We start from the raw sequence: 15582 nt of genomic DNA on the forward strand, positions 1-15582 counted from the left end.
AAGCCCGCGCCGACGCCGACGGTCTCCTACCCGATTCGGTTCGACCAGTGACCACGGCAGCGCCCGAGGCGGCGCCAGGCCCTCTTGCCGGGGCCGAGCAGGGCTTTCACACTGCGGATCACAGACTCAGGGGAGTGGGGGAGTGATGGCAGCACGACGACGGCGCCGACGCTTGAAGAAGCGGACGCGCAGGCAGCTCCAAGGGTGGGCCGCGGCGGCAGCCGTGGTCGCCGCAGTGTGGGTGGCGGGGAACTGGGCGACGGTGTGGCCCGTGCTGCTGGCCGCGCTCGCCATCGTGACGGTGGGCGCAATCGGCTGGGTCCTGATGCGTGCGCACCGGTCCGCGGTCACCGCGGACCAGCGGTGGAGGGCCGAGGAGGAAGCGAAGGCGCGGGAGCTGTCGATGGCGGAAGTCGACGCGCTGACATGGCAGGACTTCGAGAAGTACGTCGCCGACCTGTGCCGCCGGGACGGCTGCACGAAGGTCGTCGTCAGCGGCAAGAGCGGTGACCTGGGCGCCGACGTCGTCGGCTACCTCGCCGATGGCCGCAAGCTCGTCGTGCAGGTCAAGAAGTACGCGCCGGAGCGCAGCGTGTCCTCGCAGGACATGCAGAAGTTCGTCGGCACCGCCCGTCCCGAGCACGGCGCGGACGTCGCCCTGTTCGTCACCACCTGCCGCACGTTCACGAAGGCAGCGCTCGGCCTGGCGGTCCGCCAGGACATCGTGGCCCTGCACCGCGACTTGCTGGGCTCCTGGGTCAAGGGCGCCCATCTGGAGACGCTGATCCCGCTCAACGGCAGCGGCGGCGGCACACGGCGCCCGCCCGTCTAGCCGAGACGAAAGCAGGCCCGCCTGTCAGGCTCACACCCTGTTCGTGCAGGTGGGAAGGGTTTTGTGTCAGGGTGTGAGGTGTGAGCGAAGGCCTGCAGCGCGCCCGGTCGGTGACCTCTGACAGGAGAGGGACCTTCGTAGGGTGGTGCGTAGGGCGGTGGGATGGCGAACCTCCCCGCCGGCACCTGGATACGCCGGCACATCGAGATGATCTGCAAGGACTGCCTCAAGAACGTCGAGTGGCCGCCCGGAGAGGTGACCGAGGACGGCGTGTGGGAGATCCGCTCCTGCCCCAACTCCAGGTGCGGCGGCACCTGGACGACATTGGCCCTGTACGTCGCGGGGCCCGGTGAGGCGACCGAGCCCAACGCGTTCGAGTAGCGCGGGCCTTGCTCCTGGACGTGCGTGGACCCCGGCGGCCGACCGCCGGGGTCCACGGGCTTCGGGGCGCGTCAGGCGAGGTCGACGAGCGGCGGGAGGTTCCGCAGGGCCTCGGGCGGCTCGCTGATGCCGCGCAACAGCGGCGTCCAGGTCGGCGAGGAGGCTGCGGCGGACCTCGGCCTGCTGGGTAGCCCCGAAAGGGGCAGGCCACACACCCAGGGTTCAGACTTCTCGAAGGCCGTCCGGCATCTGCCGAACGGCCTTCTTGCGTGTCCGCCCCACTCTCGACTCAATCTGATCGAACGCTCTGCGTACGAGATCAGCGACGGCCGAAGGGCCACCAGCTCCGCCGCGTCCGCTGGCGGGGAGGGACCGCCGGTGGGGGCGGCGCCGAGGGCTTCGGCGGAAGCGGCGGTGTCGTGGGCGTCGGCGGTTTGGGTGGTGCCGCATCCGGTCCGACCGGGGCGGGCGATGCTGGAGGTGCTGGCGCCACTGGCGGGTTTGGAGGCTGAGCAGCCGGTGGTGGTGCGGCAGACGGGGACGGCCCGGTGGAGCGCGGCATCTGGGGGGCGAGGCGGGTCGGCCGTCGCGGTCCGGGCTTGCGGGTGGTGGCCGCCCGGGTCTGCCGGAGGGTGCGCTGGGCGAGCGAGAGCGGCGGTGGGCAGGCGGGCGGGCTGCTGTGTCCGGTGGCGGCGTCGTAGGACCAGTAGGCGAGCTGCCAGTGCTCTTCGGCGAACAACTGCAGCTCGGGTCTGCCCGTGCGGCGTGTCCAGATCTTCCAGGTGCCCACGGCCATGACGAAGGCGCCGGCCGCGAGCGGGGCGAGGAGGCTGTCGTGCTCGGACCGGATGCGTACGGTGAAGCCGCTCCCGTCGGCGAGCCGCAGGACGGGCCGGCCCTGACTGCTGTCCTTCTCGACCTTGGCGATGCGGCCATAGACGGCCACGGGGTGCGGTGGCCTGGACCCGCGGGCCAGGCGTGTGTACAGCCGGGCCTGGTCGGCGGGCGCGGGGCCGTAGCAGAACTCACCCCAGCTCACCGCCTCCTTCTCGCCGGGGCACCGCACCTTGAACTGGGCGACCACGTCGGTGTCGTAATCGTGCTTCTGCAGGAAGCGGACGATGACGACCGCGCTGTTGATCAGAGGGGGCAGTAGCGGCCGGACCGTGGAGACGTGCACGCCGAACGGGTCTCCGCCGTCGGCGGGGTCCGTGTCGATGACGGGGGCGGCGGCGCCGATCTGGTGCACGTCGTCGGGCAGGACCAGGTGCAGCTCGTCGCCGTCGATGACGGCCACGCCCTGAGAGCCGCGTGCGATCTTCTGTAGCACTTCGACGGGGTTGAGGGGGCAGATGTCCTCGTGCTGCCGGTCGCGGGCGAGCCGGAACAGGGCACCGCGGGGAGCACGGCCCACCGTGATGCGCTGGGACACCACGGGCGTCTTACAGAACGCGCAGATCAGCGGGGCCTTCTGGCTGCGCCACCAGGGTTCGCCGTCGATCTCGTACGCAAAGACCTTCGGGCCGATCGTGCCGTTCTGGAACAGGCGTGCCTTGTCCACCGCCTCCACCCCCCTTGATCACAAGGCTTCAGGGGACCACGAAGGCCCACGCGCGGAAAGACCGGCCACTGTCCTGTCGCATCGGACCTTGAGTGGTTCTCAGTGCAGTCTGACCGCCATGGTGCGTTGCTACGAACTGGATCCATCAAGCGCGCGTTCTGTAGCAGCAGCCGACTCGGCGAGTGCGCGGACGACGAGCAGTGCCGTTTTCTCGTCGGCGATCCCCGTCGACTCCCGCTGCTCCACGATCAATGCCGCCGCCATGTCCGCCGCGGCACGCGCTAGCGCGTACTCCTCCAAGACCAGATCCCGCCCGACAGTCTCGACGAGAGCCTCAAGGACGGGGACGACGTCGTACAGGGTCTTGCCGTCTCCCCACATGCTGCTCTGGCCCTCCGCTTCTTCGGTCACGAACCGATCCTCTCAAGGATCACAGTGATGGCGATCGAGCGACGGCTCGGCACGTACCCACCGGCTGCTTCACAGGCAGGCGTCCCTGTGCGGAAGAGGGCTCCGGCTGATTCGGCTGGCACGTATGGGACGGACATCGATGGTCACGCGCGCGGTGGCGCTGCCCGCGAGCCGACGATTCATCGCAAGGACAACAGAAGCGTCAGTCAGTGCCTGGGTCAGACCCGCGACCAGCGCCACCGCAATTCTCACTGTCAGTGCCGCCTGCTATCTCCTGTGTATCAAATTCCGAGCCATACACGGCTAATAGTGCAGGAGATAACTTTTATGCCTTTCACTGCTCTTCACCCTGAAGTAGGCCGGATCGATTCCACCCAGCCGGATCTCGGAGCTGGCCTGACGTGGGAGCAGGTCTTCCGGGTCTCACCCAGGGTGGCGCTGAGATGTCCGGAATGCGGGTGGGCCGTGCACGCCAAGCACTCGCCTCACAAGGTGAAGTACTTCTGCCACGACGGCGGCCGGCCGCAGAACTGCTCACTGGCGAACGAGTCGCGCGAGCACCACATGCTCAAGCTGGAGTGCTGCTGGGCCGTCCGGGACGCCGGCTGGTACGCCGAGCTCGAGGTCGCGGCCCCGGACGGTTCATGGCGAGCCGACGTGATGGCCACCTCGCCCGACGGGAGCCAGCGCATCGCCTGGGAAGCACAGCTGTCCGCGATCACCGTGGAGGACATCCAGGCACGCACCGACCGGTACGCGGCCGCGGGGATCGGGGTGTGCTGGGTGTCGCCGCACGGCCAGGCCCCGGTGTGGATGGGCGTGGTGCCGTCCGTCCGGGTGCGAGCCCCGCAGGAAGTTGGCGAGGTATGGAGGGTCGACGACGGACTGGGAAGTTTCGCCTCAGACCGCTGGTCGTTCCGGGAAGCAGACCTGGCACAGTTCGTGTGCTGGGTCGTGCGCGGGCAGCTGAGGCCCTGCCGAAGCCTCCCGCATCAGCAGAGCGTGGTCCGGGACACCGGCGCGAGCCAGGAGTGGTTGAGGCGGGAGCTGTGGTGGACTTCCCGCACATCCGCCCAGGCCCAGGATTCCTCGGAGCGGGAGCGGCGCCGAATCGAGGAGGCCCGGCGGTGCAGAGAGGAAGCGGAGGCCCTCGCCGCGCAGCAGCGGCATGAGCGAGCGCAGGCCCAGCGGGTCCGGGAAGAGAAGGCGAAGGCCGCGGCGCGCGCCCGGCGAGAGGTGTGGCTCGCCACGCCAGCAGGCCAGATCGCGCAGCAGCGCCGGCGTGAGCTGCAAGAGCGCAAGGCGGCCCAGCAGGAGGCCGAGCGTGAAGCAGTTCGGCGGCTCCTGGCCCAGCAAGCCGAGGAACAGCGGCGTTTCTACGCGGAGCGCAGGAGGGAACGCGATGAACTGCAACGGGAAGCCAAGGCCGCCGGGCAGGCGTGGTGGGACCAGCTGACACACGGTCAGGTGCAGGACGTGTTCGTTGCCTTGGCCCAGACGGCCTGGGAGGACGACGGCGTACGCATCCACTTTCCGAAAGAGACCAGTGGTCAGGCCTGCTGGGCGTACGGCATCCCAGTCCACTCCGACCACTTGCTTTACGGGATCGTGCGGCCCTGCCCAGAACTGATCCAGCTCTCCCCGCAGCTCGCCTTCCAGCAGGTCTTTGCCCGCAACGCTACGGAGCTCCAGTCCTTGGAAAGAAACGGCCTGCGAACCTCGCGTCTGGCTCACCTCGGTCTTGGCGAACGTCGGCAAGCGGCTGAGCTCTGACGACGCCATCCGCAACACGCCCGCCATCCGGCAAGCCCGACACCGATGGGAGCCCGCACTACCGGTGGGGCGCGAGAATCTACGGTGAATTCTGACGGCTAGCCCCCCGATCATCCTGTCGTTCGCGCCGCCGCCAAGCTGATTGACGCTCTGCATCATCGTTGATCCCGTGTGGCGAAACTGCGGAACCACCATTCAGGCTGAGGGCCAGCGGGCTCGACCGGTTCAGGCCTTGCCACGCTGCCAGTCCGCGGGGTGGCGCAGCGGAGGGGGCACGCGGTCGAGCAGTTCCCACAAGGGGCGCGAGGCGGCTGCCCAGGCGATCAGAAGGTCGCGGTCGACCAGGTGGATTCCGTGCTTGTGCCCCCAGGGGACGGCGCTCTTCGTGAACCGTCCGTTCGTGACCACCAGGGCGAACGTGGCCCGGTGGACCGGGCTTGCCGTTCCCTTGAGGCGCTGCAGTACGTCTACGCCGATCGCGGCGCCGTGCTTGCCGTCCCTGCGGTGCTTGGCCTGGACCGTCCACACCCGGCCGTCCAGATCGACGGCCCAGACATCGCACACATCGTCACCAGCCCCGCCGACGCGCTTGGCCCGAAAGCCGTCCCGGCGCATCAAGTCCCGTATCGCGTACTCGAAGCCCGCGTGGTCCAGGGCATCAAGCTCTTCCGCCGACTTCACCAGACGCGGCTTCGCCGCGTGCGCACTCTCCCACTCGCTGCGGCCGGTGCGCTGACGCATCCAACCGGCGAAGGCCAGGAAGACGAGCGGCCCACAGGCGTCGAGGGCATCGGGGAAGGGCGTAGGCTACCATCTGGTCCACCAGCCGATATACAGGATGGCCATGCAGATGGTCAGGGTGACCAGGCACGCGGCGGACCCTTTGTAGAGCAGACGCCAGGCCGTCATCCGCGCGTACCGTAATCGATCAAGAGGCCGACGTCTTGCCCGCCAGGGCGACCGCGCTCCTCGCCGAAGATCCCTCACACGCCCTGTGATCTGCACCCGCATATCCGGCTCCTCACGCCGAAGTCACTGGCTGTATGCGGTGTATGACAACACGCCGGTCTGACAATGCGCCCGCCGCCCACCCAGGCGCAGCCGAACACCGAAGATCCGTACCCCCCCCGGCGCGCATCCCAGTGGTGATCAGGAAGCCAGCCTGAAGTGGAACCGGCCCTTGCTCCGCCCCGAGCCCTGTCTGGCGACTCCCACCAGATCCCGAACGGAAGCCATTCCTGAAGCCGATTGCAGAACCGCACGAAGGGCCTCCGCCTAGAGGCTCCGAGGCTCGCCGCTGAGCCGGAACGGGCTACGGGCGTACTCCTGCAAGGCCTGCTGGGGAAAGGCTCGCGCCATCCAGCCAGGTGGGGCACCGACGTGCTGCAGAGTCTCGACCTGCCGGTCGTAGTCGTAGCCTTCCGGGCTGGCGTGGATCCGCAGAAACAGTCGGTCCCGCTCGTCGGAGCGGTGGCCGTCGAAGTAGAACGAGCAGGTGTGGCCCCACTGGAGCGGGCCGTACGGGTCGCCGCAGAAGCAGAACCGGTGGGAGCTCTGCACAGGCAGGCCCCACCGCGGGTGGCACAACTGCTGGATGAGTCGGTCATGGCCGTGGGGACGCGGCTGGGCGGTTCGGGCATCGATCTTCCAACCTACGCCGTCCTCCCAGCACTGGACTCGGTAGAAGTCGGCGACCGTGTGGAAGAAGGCGATACGGCGCAGCAGCGCGCTGCCGACGAGCGACCGCTGCTCGCGGCCGTCATCAAGGGCGGGAAAGTCACCGAGGTAGGCCGTCTCCACCGGGTGCAATTCCGGAGTGCGCCACAGAATCCGCAGATCGTGTTCTGCGTACCAGCGATGCAAGCGGTCCTCGATAGCGGCCCACCCCTCGGTGACGGCAGCCGGCAGCGCCAGCGTGAGCGACGGGGCGGGGCCGGGAGTTCTGACCGAGTACAGAGTCAGCCGGCGCTCGGTGGACTGGCCAGTGCTCACCCGCAGTCCTGGAATCCCGCGCATGTCATCGGCGATTCCAGGCGCGGGGGCCGCCGGGAGGAGGCGGCCGAGCACGTGCTGGGGGAACGAGGACCGGGACCGGCCCAGGTAGGGATCAAGGTGGAGGGTGAGACCCGTCGCAGTGGGGGTCAGCGCGCTGATACCGAAGGGATGCGCACACAGACCGGGAGAGGTACCCAGGCCTTCGAGGACGTCGCTCTCCAAGCGGGCTTGGGCCCGGGAGGCCTGTGGGGCCGGGTGGTCCATGGCCGTGCTGGCCCTGCGGGACTTGCCCTGAGACTGGGACCAGTAGCGGATCTTGTGAGACTTGGAGGAGTTGCGCGGGCTCACCGCAGGGCCTTCCTGGCGCGCCTGCCCGATCCTGGCGTGCCGAAGGGCACTGAGGAACCTCTGATGACGGAATTGTGTGGAGAAGGCCGGTGCTGTCCTACGCTCCTTGCGTTCCCCCTCGCCGGATCGGGCGGCGATCAGAACGTGGCCCGCCTCGGGCCAGGTACAGCCATCATGCATCAAATCGGCGGTGATGAGAGGCGCCGCCTCTGCGGAATCACGCGAACAGGTGACACGGCTTGTCCGTCGAGGAGGGCCGGTCAACAGTCGTGCTGGGAAGACTCGTTGCGGTGAGCAGAGCGCAACCCCGGTCTCGGACGGCCCGCTCGCCAGCAGACTTCTGCCGTGCCCCCTGCGAACCGCTCCGTTGCCTTCGTCCTCGGCAACCTCCGCCGCTCTGCACCGGGCTGTATGGTCCGCTTCTCCTTCGCGCGCTGGGTGCTCGCGCCCCGCACGACATGGCAGGCCCGCCGCCTGGCCGCCGCGTTCGGCGACGGCATGGACGCACGCACCGCGTGGGCCATGGCCCGACTGGCCCGGCATCCCGAAGAGCGGCTCCTCGCCCTCGCTCACCTGGACCGCGACCGCAGCCCAGCCACTTCGCTTCCGGACCGCTGAGGCCGACCTCGCCACCCACTGCACCAGCGCCAACGCCCGCTGGTACCGCTGGTAGCCCGGCGCACCCTAGTCAGTGTGGGGGCCACCATCTGGTGGCCCCTCATGCACTTTTTGGGCTTTAAGCAGCTTTCCTTATAGTGTGACCGAATCACTCGGTTAGGTGAAGGTCAGAGCCGGTCTGCGCGGCCAGCCCCGGGAATCCGACGCCTCCACCCGCACAGGCCGGCTCCCCTGCCTCTGCGGGAGTAGTCAGCACGCGACGCCGACGGGGACCGGTACGTGGTGCCCGGAATCCCGCCGGCGTCCAGTCAACGGGTAACGAGGTCGTCCCACTGGTCGGCGAGGTCGGCGCTGGGCTGGGGGATGGGGCCCAGGCCGTCGAGGCGGGGGGCGTCGAGTTCGTCGACGGCATCCTTGACCGCGTCCTCTGCCACGGCGGCCTCGGCCTGGGGGAGTGCGTAGTGCACGGCGATCCCGGTGGCGGCCCCGGTCGTGGTGACCACCTCGTGGGCGACCGGCATGTACTGGCACGGCCCCGGTTCGGCCTCGAGCTGGGCGATCTGCCCGGCCCAGTACTGGGCGTCGCGGCGTTCGCCACGCCGCAGGTGCAGGAGGTACAGGCACAGGGCGCCGGTGACGTTGCCGGCACCGGCGGCGTACTGGAGCCAGAACTGGGCGCCTTCGTCCTTGCCCGCCAGGATGAGCAGGCAGGCGAAGGCCAGGGCACCACCGGGGTCGCGTACATCGTCGAAGCGGGCGATGCGGCGGGCGGCATCGCCCGCGTGGACGATGCTCTGGCACAGGGCGCGCAGGTCGTGCGCGGCCCGCTCGTGCAGGCTGGTGGGCAGCCGGCCAGCCCGGGCCCGGGTGGGGCCGTCCGCGGCCAGCAGTTGCATCCAGCGGAACTCGGTCAGTTCCTCGGTGATGCGGTGGCGCGAGGCGTCGAGGTCGGCTCGGGTGTACTCGCCGTCGAAGACCCGGGCCTGCTCCAGGGCGTCTTCGATGCTGCGCCGGGGGCGGGGCATCTGTGGATCACTCCTCGTCGTCGGCGTCCGCACCGACGTCCAGTTTGAGGTCGGCGGCCAAGCGGCTCTTGGCCGTACGCCTGGTGGAGCGGACGGTGGCCTCGCTGATTCCCATGGCGAGGGCCGTCCTGCCGGTGCTGAAGCCCAGGGCGTAGTTGAGGACCATGACATCAAACTGCCGCTCGGGCAGGCGGGCCATTGCGGCGAACAGGCCCACGGAGGACTCCAGTTCACTAACCTGCGCCTTGAACTGTCGACGGAAGTCGTCCAGCAGCGGCCCGGTGGCGGCGCCTATCGCGCGGTGGAAGGCAAGGGTCTCGGCGGCGGCCGGGTCGCGGCCCTGGGCCGTGAGCTCGCTGTCGACGCGCTCCTTGAGCAGTGCCCAGGCATAGGCGCCGAGGTTCTCCTCGGCGGTGATACTGCGCCAGATGAAGCCGATGTGTGTGAAGACGCGGTCGACCAGGTCGCGGGCGTCTGTGGCGTTGCCGAGCTGGACGCGCGCGTACTCGTAGTAGGCGCGGTGGTAGAGCTCGTGGAAGGCCCAGAAGGCGTGGGGAAGCATGTCGCGGGGTTCGCGGGTGGCATGGTCGGCGGGGTCGCCGGACTGGCTGCCGGTCATCGGCGCTCCCCCTCGTCCAGGGCAGCGGGGTGGTGCGCGGTGTGCTCGGTCAGGGCAGCGGCGCCGACCCTGACTCCGGCGCCGAGCAGGCGGCGGAGTACGGACCGCACGTCGGGCGCGTAGGCGCGTCCGGCGGCGGCGAGTGCCAGCAGGAAACTGGCTGTATCGAGGTCCACGGTGTTTCGGAGTCCTTCACGTTCTGTCAGCGCGGGGCCGCACCGTCCCCAGGGGAGCGGCCGGGTGCCTGGAGCCTCATTGCTCGTGGGAACAGGAAAGCGCTTGGGTACGCCGATTCGTGCAGAGCCCATGACAATGATTTTTCAACGGAATGTGACTCTCCGGTTACGGCAACTTGCGTACAGAGATTCGCAGTTGTCGCCGCCACCTCCCGCCACCCCGCCGCCTCGCGCCGCCACCGTGCGTGACCTGCCGTTCTGTCAGATGCGGCAGCCCGGACTGTCGCTTTGCGCAAAGCGGCCCCTTCGAATCGGTCACATTCGAAGTGATGCAGATCACATCAAGGTGTTGAGCGGGCACTGCACATCGCGCGTGTCCCGCACTTGACGCAAGCCCCAGAAGCCGGGACCGGGACGTCCCGGCCGCTGGCGAGAGCACCCTGGACCGGTGGCCGCAGATCGCGGCCGGCTTTTTGAAACTCGCCGAGCACTCCCAGGCACTCACCTCCGCGCAGTGTCCGGCCAGCTGTACCTGCGCCCGGTATCCGCCGCGTACAGCCACCCAGCTCCGCCTGATCAGCCCCCGGATCGTCGCTGCGATCAACGACACGACCGGCACCCAGACAGTCCGCTCCGTCCGCGTCCTGGCGGTGGGCCCGACGGCTCCCGCGCCCCGCGAGACGGTGACCGCGCCGACAGCATCCGCCGCGCCCCAGGCGCCGGTGAAGACCCGGGACATGGCCACGCCCGGCTTCCCCCCGTGCGCTCGCCGCCCATCACGCCGCCGTGCCCGAGCGACGCGTCGACCAGGGCATCGCCCAGGCGATCGAATGGCAGAACCGGGCCATGCGTGAACTGAGCCGCCGCGCGTTCCCCGAGACCGCCCTCAGCCCGGACGACGCACCGACGCCGATCGAGCAAGCCCGAGCGCAGCGCCGCCGCCAGGCTGCCGTGACCGAGGCCGCCGCGCTGCGCCGGGCCCCGCGCCGAACGCCGGACCAGCAGGCCGTCGGACTCTGTGTCCTTGAGCCAGGCCGGTGAGGTCGCCTGATGCCCGGCCCCGCGGCCGGTCCGGTTGGGCGGGGTGCGTGAGAGAATCACCGAAATAGAACATGCATTCGCATCTTGTGGGAGAGGAACCCCGCTGATGAGCAGACCCGTCCCCGCACCGCCCCAGGTCATCCCGAGCGGCCAGGGCGGCCCGTGCGCCAAGTGCGGCAAGGCCACACTGCGCTACGGCGTCGGCGGGAATCCGCTGTGCCCGTCCTGCCGCGCCGTTCGCGAGGCCGAGGTCGCCGCGCAGAAGGGTGCTCGGTCCGGGTCCAGCGCCGGCGTATGACGGCGCCCGTCCCGGACGACCCGCCGCCGGTCCAGGTGATCCTGCCCACCGGGGAAGTAGTGACCGCCCACCTCTACCAACGGCGTCAGCTGGAGGCGGGATGGATCTACCAGGTAGGCCTGCCCGGATACTCCGGGCGGGAGGACGGGGTGATCGAAGAGGTGGAGTACCGGGTCTGGGTCCGCGCGCCCGAACACGCCCGCCCCGTCGACGGCGTCTCCTACGACGCGGTGCCCACCCACAAACTCCCCGCCAGCCGGCGCATCCTGGGGCCCCGGCGGCCGTCCGGCTGGGTACTGGCCAAGCCCCGGCCAGGCCAGAGCGCGAGCAGTGTCCTGCACGCCCCGGACTGCCGCGAGGCACCCGAGCAAGCGCCGGTGCTCTCCGTCGAAGGCGCCCTTCAGGCTGCCCAGGACCCGCGGGTACGGGTCTGTGCCCTGTGCGGCGCCTGCTACGAACTGGACCCGCTGCTGCACGGGTTCGAGAAGGGCATGCAGGGCTGGTGAGCTCCCGAACCGGCGGCGTCCGGGCAGCTCCCAGCCGTACGGGTCTGCTGTCACGCGTCTCCCGGCCTTTCCAGCGAAACCAAGGCAGATCCGCCTGCCACTTCCCTGACGGCCGGAACAGGTGCATCGTTGATCACGTAGCCGCTCCGGCACGCCAGCCGGGAAGCGGCCACCCGGGCCCGGACAGCCGCAAGGCAGCCGGGAGCCCGCCGCGCCTCCCGGACCTCCCCACGGGAGGCCAGCGGCACGCACAGGCACGGAACAACACCCCAGGCTCAACCCCTCAGGCGCTGCGCGACCCCCGGCCCCCTGCCGCTTTCTTCGCGGCCGTCTTCTTGGCTGCTTTCCTCGCGGGCTTCTTCGCCGTCTTCTTGGGCAGCGCGTGCACCGTCGCGTCCGCAGGCGCGGTGGTCTCCCCGCGCGCCTGCTGGGCGTCGCGGACGGAGGCCTGCAGCGCGGCCATCAGGTCGACGACCTGCGCTGCGGGCTGCTCCTCCCGGCCGGCTGCGGCAGGGCCGGTGCCGGTGCCGGACTTGGCTGCGAGCAAGGCCTCCACCGCCTCGCGGTAGTGGTCGGTGAAGCCGGTCAGGTCGTCGGCGGCGAGGGTGTCGGTCAGGGTGAGCGCCGCGTCGATCTCCGTCTCCGTCACCTCCACGGCCGGGGGAGCGAGGGAGGCCTCGGAGCGGATCTCGTCGGGCCATTTCAGGCTCTGGAGCACGATCGCGTCGTCCTTCACGCGCAGCAGGCCCAGGCGTTCGCGCCCGTGCCAGGCGAACTTGGCGACCGCGACCTTGCTGCTGCGTTCCAGCGCGCGGCGCAGCAGGGTGTAGGGCTTGGCGGCTACCGGGCCGGCGGCGGCGAGGTAGTAGCCGGTGTCGAGGCTGATCGGGTTGATGCTGGCCGCGGGGACGAAGGCCACGATCTCGATGGCCTTCGCGGTGGGCAGCGGGAGGGCGGCCAGGTCGGCGTCGGTGACTTCGATCAGGTCGCCGGTGGCGGTCTCGTAGCCGCGGCCGATGTCGTCCTGGGCGACGGTCTCGTTGTCGAGCTCGCAGACCTTGCGGGTGCGGATCCGGCCCATGTCCTCGAGGTGGTACTGGTGGAAGCTGACCGAGCGGTTCTCGGTGGCCGCGACCACGCCCACCGGGATGCTGACCAGACCGAAGCTGATCGCGCCCTTCCAGATGGCGTGCCCGTACCGGGGCACCTCGGCGGCGGCCTCACGGTCTGCGGTCTTGGCGGAGCGCGGCACACGGACCTCCCGGCGGCCCCCCTTGGCCAGGCTTCCAGCGTAGGCCCGCAGGAGCCTGCGGTCGCGTCGGCCAGTCCGGCCGCAGTACAAGGCTCGGGAGGGAGCAAGAAGCAGCGGCTGCCGCAACGCCTCCAACCGAGGACCGGCCACCGCGGGCTTCGTCTGCCCGACACCGGCCGGAGCCCGTCGCATCGCCCCGGACCCTTCCTGCTGGAGACCGCCGGTGCGTGCAGCCCCGGTCTGGTGCTGGGCGGGGCTCTCGCCCCGGTCAGAAGACGAACTGCCACGCGCCTCCGGGAGATTGCGGAGGGATGGTGAAGCGGATCGCATCGCGGTCGTTCAGCAGCAGCTGGCCGCTGGCGTGCAGGTGGTGGAAGTGGATCCAGACCCGGTGCTCGGCGGCCACGTGCTGCTCTCCCACGCAGTTCAGCTGCGGGCACACTTCGTGGTGGTCGTCTTCCTCGTGGTGGCTTCCCATCTGCGCGGCGAATTCCGTGACGGGGATTTCCCGCACCTTGTGGTGGGCGTCGTCGCCTTCCGCGAAGACCAGGACGCCTTCCTTGATGCGGTCATCCAGATAGGTGGCCGCTGAGGGCACCCGCCCCTGGTAGAGCGGCAGCAGAAGCTTTTCGATCCGCTCGATAAAGGCCCGGGTGTCCGCCGGAGCGGATGCCGACAGATCGAACCGGCCGGTGCGCGGATTTGGTACGAGCCACTCCCGGTACCCCTCGTACGGCGGGCTGCCGTGGAATAGGGGGTCGGTCTCCAGCAGACGCTGGGCCTTGCGCTGCATGGCCACCCGTGTTGCCTGCTTGTTCGGACCAGGCCTGCTGGTCTTACGATTCTTCGCCATGACCCGGGATTTTCCCGCCCGCTTTCCCCGCTTCCCGCCTGCTGCGGCGTTCCTTTCACCGCGCGTCCGGGGGAACTCGGCGTAGCCGGGCTGACGGCCCTTTCGCGGAGTGCCCCGCGATTGTCAGTGGCGAGGTGCACAATGCTGCCAGTCACTCATCTGGACCACAGGGAGCACGATGGATCGTCGCCTCATCCAGACTGCGGTTTTCGGGAGTTCGGACTCCGACGACCCGGCGGTATGCCCGGAGACCGTCGACGAACTCATAGCCTTCCGGCTCGAGCACCAGGATCAGACGCTCTGGTGCGGCACCAAGTTCGAAGGCGGCTGCGGCCGCCGACTCACCACGCGCCTGTACCACGACAAGATCTGTCACTTCGCGCACTACGGCTCCGACGGCTCCGGGGAGAAGTGCGCGCGTACGGCGAAGGGCAAGGACAGCGCCAACCACCTGTTCGCCAAGGCCCACTTGTCGTCCTGGCTGCGCGCTCAGGGCACGACTGCCCAGTTCAGCTACCCCGAGCCGCTCGGCTCCGCCGTCCTGGCCGAGCTCGATGACGGACGCACGCTCCTGGTCCACCTCGACCGCAGCTACCCCGTCGACTGGAACGCCAGCACGTGGGAGGTCATCCTCGGTCCCGGCGTACCGGTCCCCGCGAACGTCCTCAACCAGCGCGGATACGTACAGCGCATCCGGTTCGAGGACCGGCCCGGCGGCGGCCGCATCATGCGGTTCGGCACCGAGCACCCCGGCGAGGGCACCACCTGGGACAGCCTCGACGACGTGAAGCTGACGGCGAAGGGCGTGAACACCACCACCCGGCCTGACGCCGAACGGGCCCCGCTCACCGACCGGCCAGCACCGTACGGGTCGGGTCCGTCGGCCCCGCGTGAGATCGTCACGATTAGTCCCAGGCCGGAGAGCACCCGCACCGCGCGGGAGAACGACGCGGTCATGCGGGCCGTGATGCACCTGGACCGCGCCCTGCGCCAGCAGCCGGAGCACGTCTACTCCGCCGTGGCCGCCATCAAGAAGCTGCTGGAAACGGAGACACTGCCGGACAACGTCACCCGGCTGACGATCGCCCGCGACCAGGGCCAGATCCTGCTGGACCAGCGGTCTCGACAGCGCAGCACGCTGCTGCAGCAACTGCAGAAGACGCCCACCGTCGGGCTGCTCGCACAGATCAACAAGCTGATGAAGGACGACAACGTCAGCGTCGCGGAACGCGAGATCGTCCGCCTGGCGCGGGAGAAGTACCAGCGTGCCAAGGCCAGCCACCAGCGCTTGGAGCAGGAACGCAGCGCTGCTCGCAAGCACGAGGCCGAACGGGCGCGCCGCCGGCAGGAAGCAGCGCGCGAACAACGGCTCGCCGAGATCGAAGCCGACCGGCGTGAGCGCGCGCAGCAAGCCCTGGCCGCGGAACGCGAGCGGGCCAAGGCCGAGGCGCTGCGGGCGGAGCAGGAGCAGGCCGAGAGGCTGGCCTTCCTCGTCCCCTTCACGCTGGGGGCACTGAAGAAGGCGGCCCGGGAAGGCCGGACCAGCACCTGGCAGGAGCTGCGTGAGCGCACCGGTCAGCGCGAGCTGGCCCGCCTGACCTTCCAGGACCAACTGAAGGTCCTGGCGGCGGTGGAGAAGAAGACCCGCCCCCAGGACCCGCTGTGGTCGGCCGTGCTCGCCGCGACCGGGACACAGGACGCGCTGCACCTGTACCGCGCCCTCGCCCACAGCCTTGGGCGTCCGGTGCCCGACGACGACACCGAGCTCCTGGCCCACGTGACGCAGGACCACATCCGGTTGCGCCACCAGTGGTAGGTGCAGACCCCAGGACGGTGCGGCGCAGGTGCACAACGGCCCTCCCGAGAATGCAGGGAGGGCCGTACCCCCGGCCG

Annotated in this window: 17 protein-coding genes; 8 read left to right on the top strand and 9 right to left on the bottom strand. The window is 69.7% G+C overall.

Annotation, left to right across the window (positions count from 1 at the left end; translation table 11 throughout):
- Positions 1–145 precede the first annotated feature (145 nt).
- Complete coding sequence (locus ABT160_RS24425) at positions 146–832, top strand: restriction endonuclease (RefSeq protein ID WP_502984293.1); 687 nt, start codon at positions 146–148, stop codon at positions 830–832.
- 162 nt (positions 833–994) lie between these two features.
- Positions 995–1213: a hypothetical protein gene (locus tag ABT160_RS24430; protein WP_351649904.1), complete on the top strand. Its 219-nt coding sequence runs from the start codon at positions 995–997 to the stop codon at positions 1211–1213.
- A gap of 319 nt (positions 1214–1532) precedes the next feature.
- On the opposite strand, the gene ABT160_RS24435 is transcribed toward ABT160_RS24430, so the two are convergent.
- Positions 1533–2774 carry a hypothetical protein gene (locus tag ABT160_RS24435; protein ID WP_351649905.1) on the bottom strand — a complete coding sequence of 414 codons (1242 nt, stop codon included), beginning with the start codon at positions 2772–2774 and terminating at the stop codon, positions 1533–1535.
- 129 nt (positions 2775–2903) lie between these two features.
- The gene (locus ABT160_RS24440; protein WP_351649906.1) at positions 2904–3185 is read right to left on the bottom strand and encodes a hypothetical protein; all 282 of its coding nucleotides are present in this window, start codon (positions 3183–3185) and stop codon (positions 2904–2906) included.
- A gap of 465 nt (positions 3186–3650) precedes the next feature.
- Between ABT160_RS24440 and ABT160_RS24445 the strand changes: the two genes are divergently transcribed.
- Complete coding sequence (locus ABT160_RS24445; protein ID WP_502984294.1) at positions 3651–4958, top strand: competence protein CoiA family protein; 1308 nt, start codon at positions 3651–3653, stop codon at positions 4956–4958.
- Between the two features lie 225 nt (positions 4959–5183).
- Here ABT160_RS24445 and ABT160_RS24450 read toward each other — a convergent pair whose 3' ends face one another.
- Entirely contained in the window at positions 5184–5699 is a 516-nt protein-coding gene (locus tag ABT160_RS24450; protein WP_351649907.1) for a restriction endonuclease, read from the bottom strand.
- A gap of 534 nt (positions 5700–6233) precedes the next feature.
- Positions 6234–6950 carry a hypothetical protein gene (locus ABT160_RS24455; protein WP_351649908.1) on the bottom strand — a complete coding sequence of 239 codons (717 nt, stop codon included), beginning with the start codon at positions 6948–6950 and terminating at the stop codon, positions 6234–6236.
- A 696-nt stretch (positions 6951–7646) separates the two neighbouring features.
- Here ABT160_RS24455 and ABT160_RS24460 point away from each other — a divergent pair.
- Entirely contained in the window at positions 7647–7919 is a 273-nt protein-coding gene (locus ABT160_RS24460; RefSeq protein ID WP_351649909.1) for a hypothetical protein, read from the top strand.
- A 308-nt stretch (positions 7920–8227) separates the two neighbouring features.
- On the opposite strand, the gene ABT160_RS24465 is transcribed toward ABT160_RS24460, so the two are convergent.
- The 3 genes from ABT160_RS24465 to ABT160_RS24475 are packed head-to-tail and all read right to left on the bottom strand — an operon-like array spanning position 8228 to position 9739.
- The gene (locus ABT160_RS24465) at positions 8228–8944 is read right to left on the bottom strand and encodes a hypothetical protein (RefSeq protein WP_351649910.1); all 717 of its coding nucleotides are present in this window, start codon (positions 8942–8944) and stop codon (positions 8228–8230) included.
- 7 nt (positions 8945–8951) lie between these two features.
- The gene (locus ABT160_RS24470) at positions 8952–9563 is read right to left on the bottom strand and encodes an RNA polymerase sigma factor (protein WP_351649911.1); all 612 of its coding nucleotides are present in this window, start codon (positions 9561–9563) and stop codon (positions 8952–8954) included.
- Positions 9560–9739 carry a hypothetical protein gene (locus tag ABT160_RS24475; RefSeq protein ID WP_351649912.1) on the bottom strand — a complete coding sequence of 60 codons (180 nt, stop codon included), beginning with the start codon at positions 9737–9739 and terminating at the stop codon, positions 9560–9562. The genes ABT160_RS24470 and ABT160_RS24475 overlap by 4 nt, the downstream gene beginning before the upstream one ends.
- A gap of 786 nt (positions 9740–10525) precedes the next feature.
- On the opposite strand from ABT160_RS24475, the gene ABT160_RS24480 reads away from it, so the two are divergent.
- The 3 genes from ABT160_RS24480 (at position 10526) to ABT160_RS24490 (ending at position 11584) form a co-directional block, all read left to right on the top strand.
- Positions 10526–10780, top strand: a complete 255-nt coding sequence (locus tag ABT160_RS24480) for a hypothetical protein (RefSeq protein WP_351649913.1) — start codon at positions 10526–10528, stop codon at positions 10778–10780.
- Positions 10781–10886: 106 nt separating this feature from the next.
- Positions 10887–11078 carry a hypothetical protein gene (locus tag ABT160_RS24485; RefSeq protein ID WP_351649914.1) on the top strand — a complete coding sequence of 64 codons (192 nt, stop codon included), beginning with the start codon at positions 10887–10889 and terminating at the stop codon, positions 11076–11078.
- A complete protein-coding gene (locus tag ABT160_RS24490) occupies positions 11075–11584 on the top strand; it encodes a DUF6233 domain-containing protein (RefSeq protein WP_351649915.1) in 510 nt (169 codons plus the stop codon). Before ABT160_RS24485 ends, ABT160_RS24490 begins: the two co-directional genes overlap by 4 nt.
- A gap of 283 nt (positions 11585–11867) precedes the next feature.
- On the opposite strand, the gene ku is transcribed toward ABT160_RS24490, so the two are convergent.
- Together ku and ABT160_RS24500 are read right to left on the bottom strand one after the other, a co-directional pair.
- Complete coding sequence (ku, locus tag ABT160_RS24495; RefSeq protein WP_502984295.1) at positions 11868–12836, bottom strand: non-homologous end joining protein Ku; 969 nt, start codon at positions 12834–12836, stop codon at positions 11868–11870.
- Between the two features lie 268 nt (positions 12837–13104).
- The gene (locus ABT160_RS24500; RefSeq protein WP_351649916.1) at positions 13105–13689 is read right to left on the bottom strand and encodes a hypothetical protein; all 585 of its coding nucleotides are present in this window, start codon (positions 13687–13689) and stop codon (positions 13105–13107) included.
- Positions 13690–13867: 178 nt separating this feature from the next.
- On the opposite strand from ABT160_RS24500, the gene ABT160_RS24505 reads away from it, so the two are divergent.
- Positions 13868–15505, top strand: a complete 1638-nt coding sequence (locus ABT160_RS24505) for a hypothetical protein (protein ID WP_351649917.1) — start codon at positions 13868–13870, stop codon at positions 15503–15505.
- The last annotated feature ends 77 nt before the right edge of the window (positions 15506–15582 follow it).

It is taken from the genome of Streptomyces sp. NPDC001941 (assembly GCF_040296945.1).
Classification (GTDB): domain Bacteria; phylum Actinomycetota; class Actinomycetes; order Streptomycetales; family Streptomycetaceae; genus Streptomyces.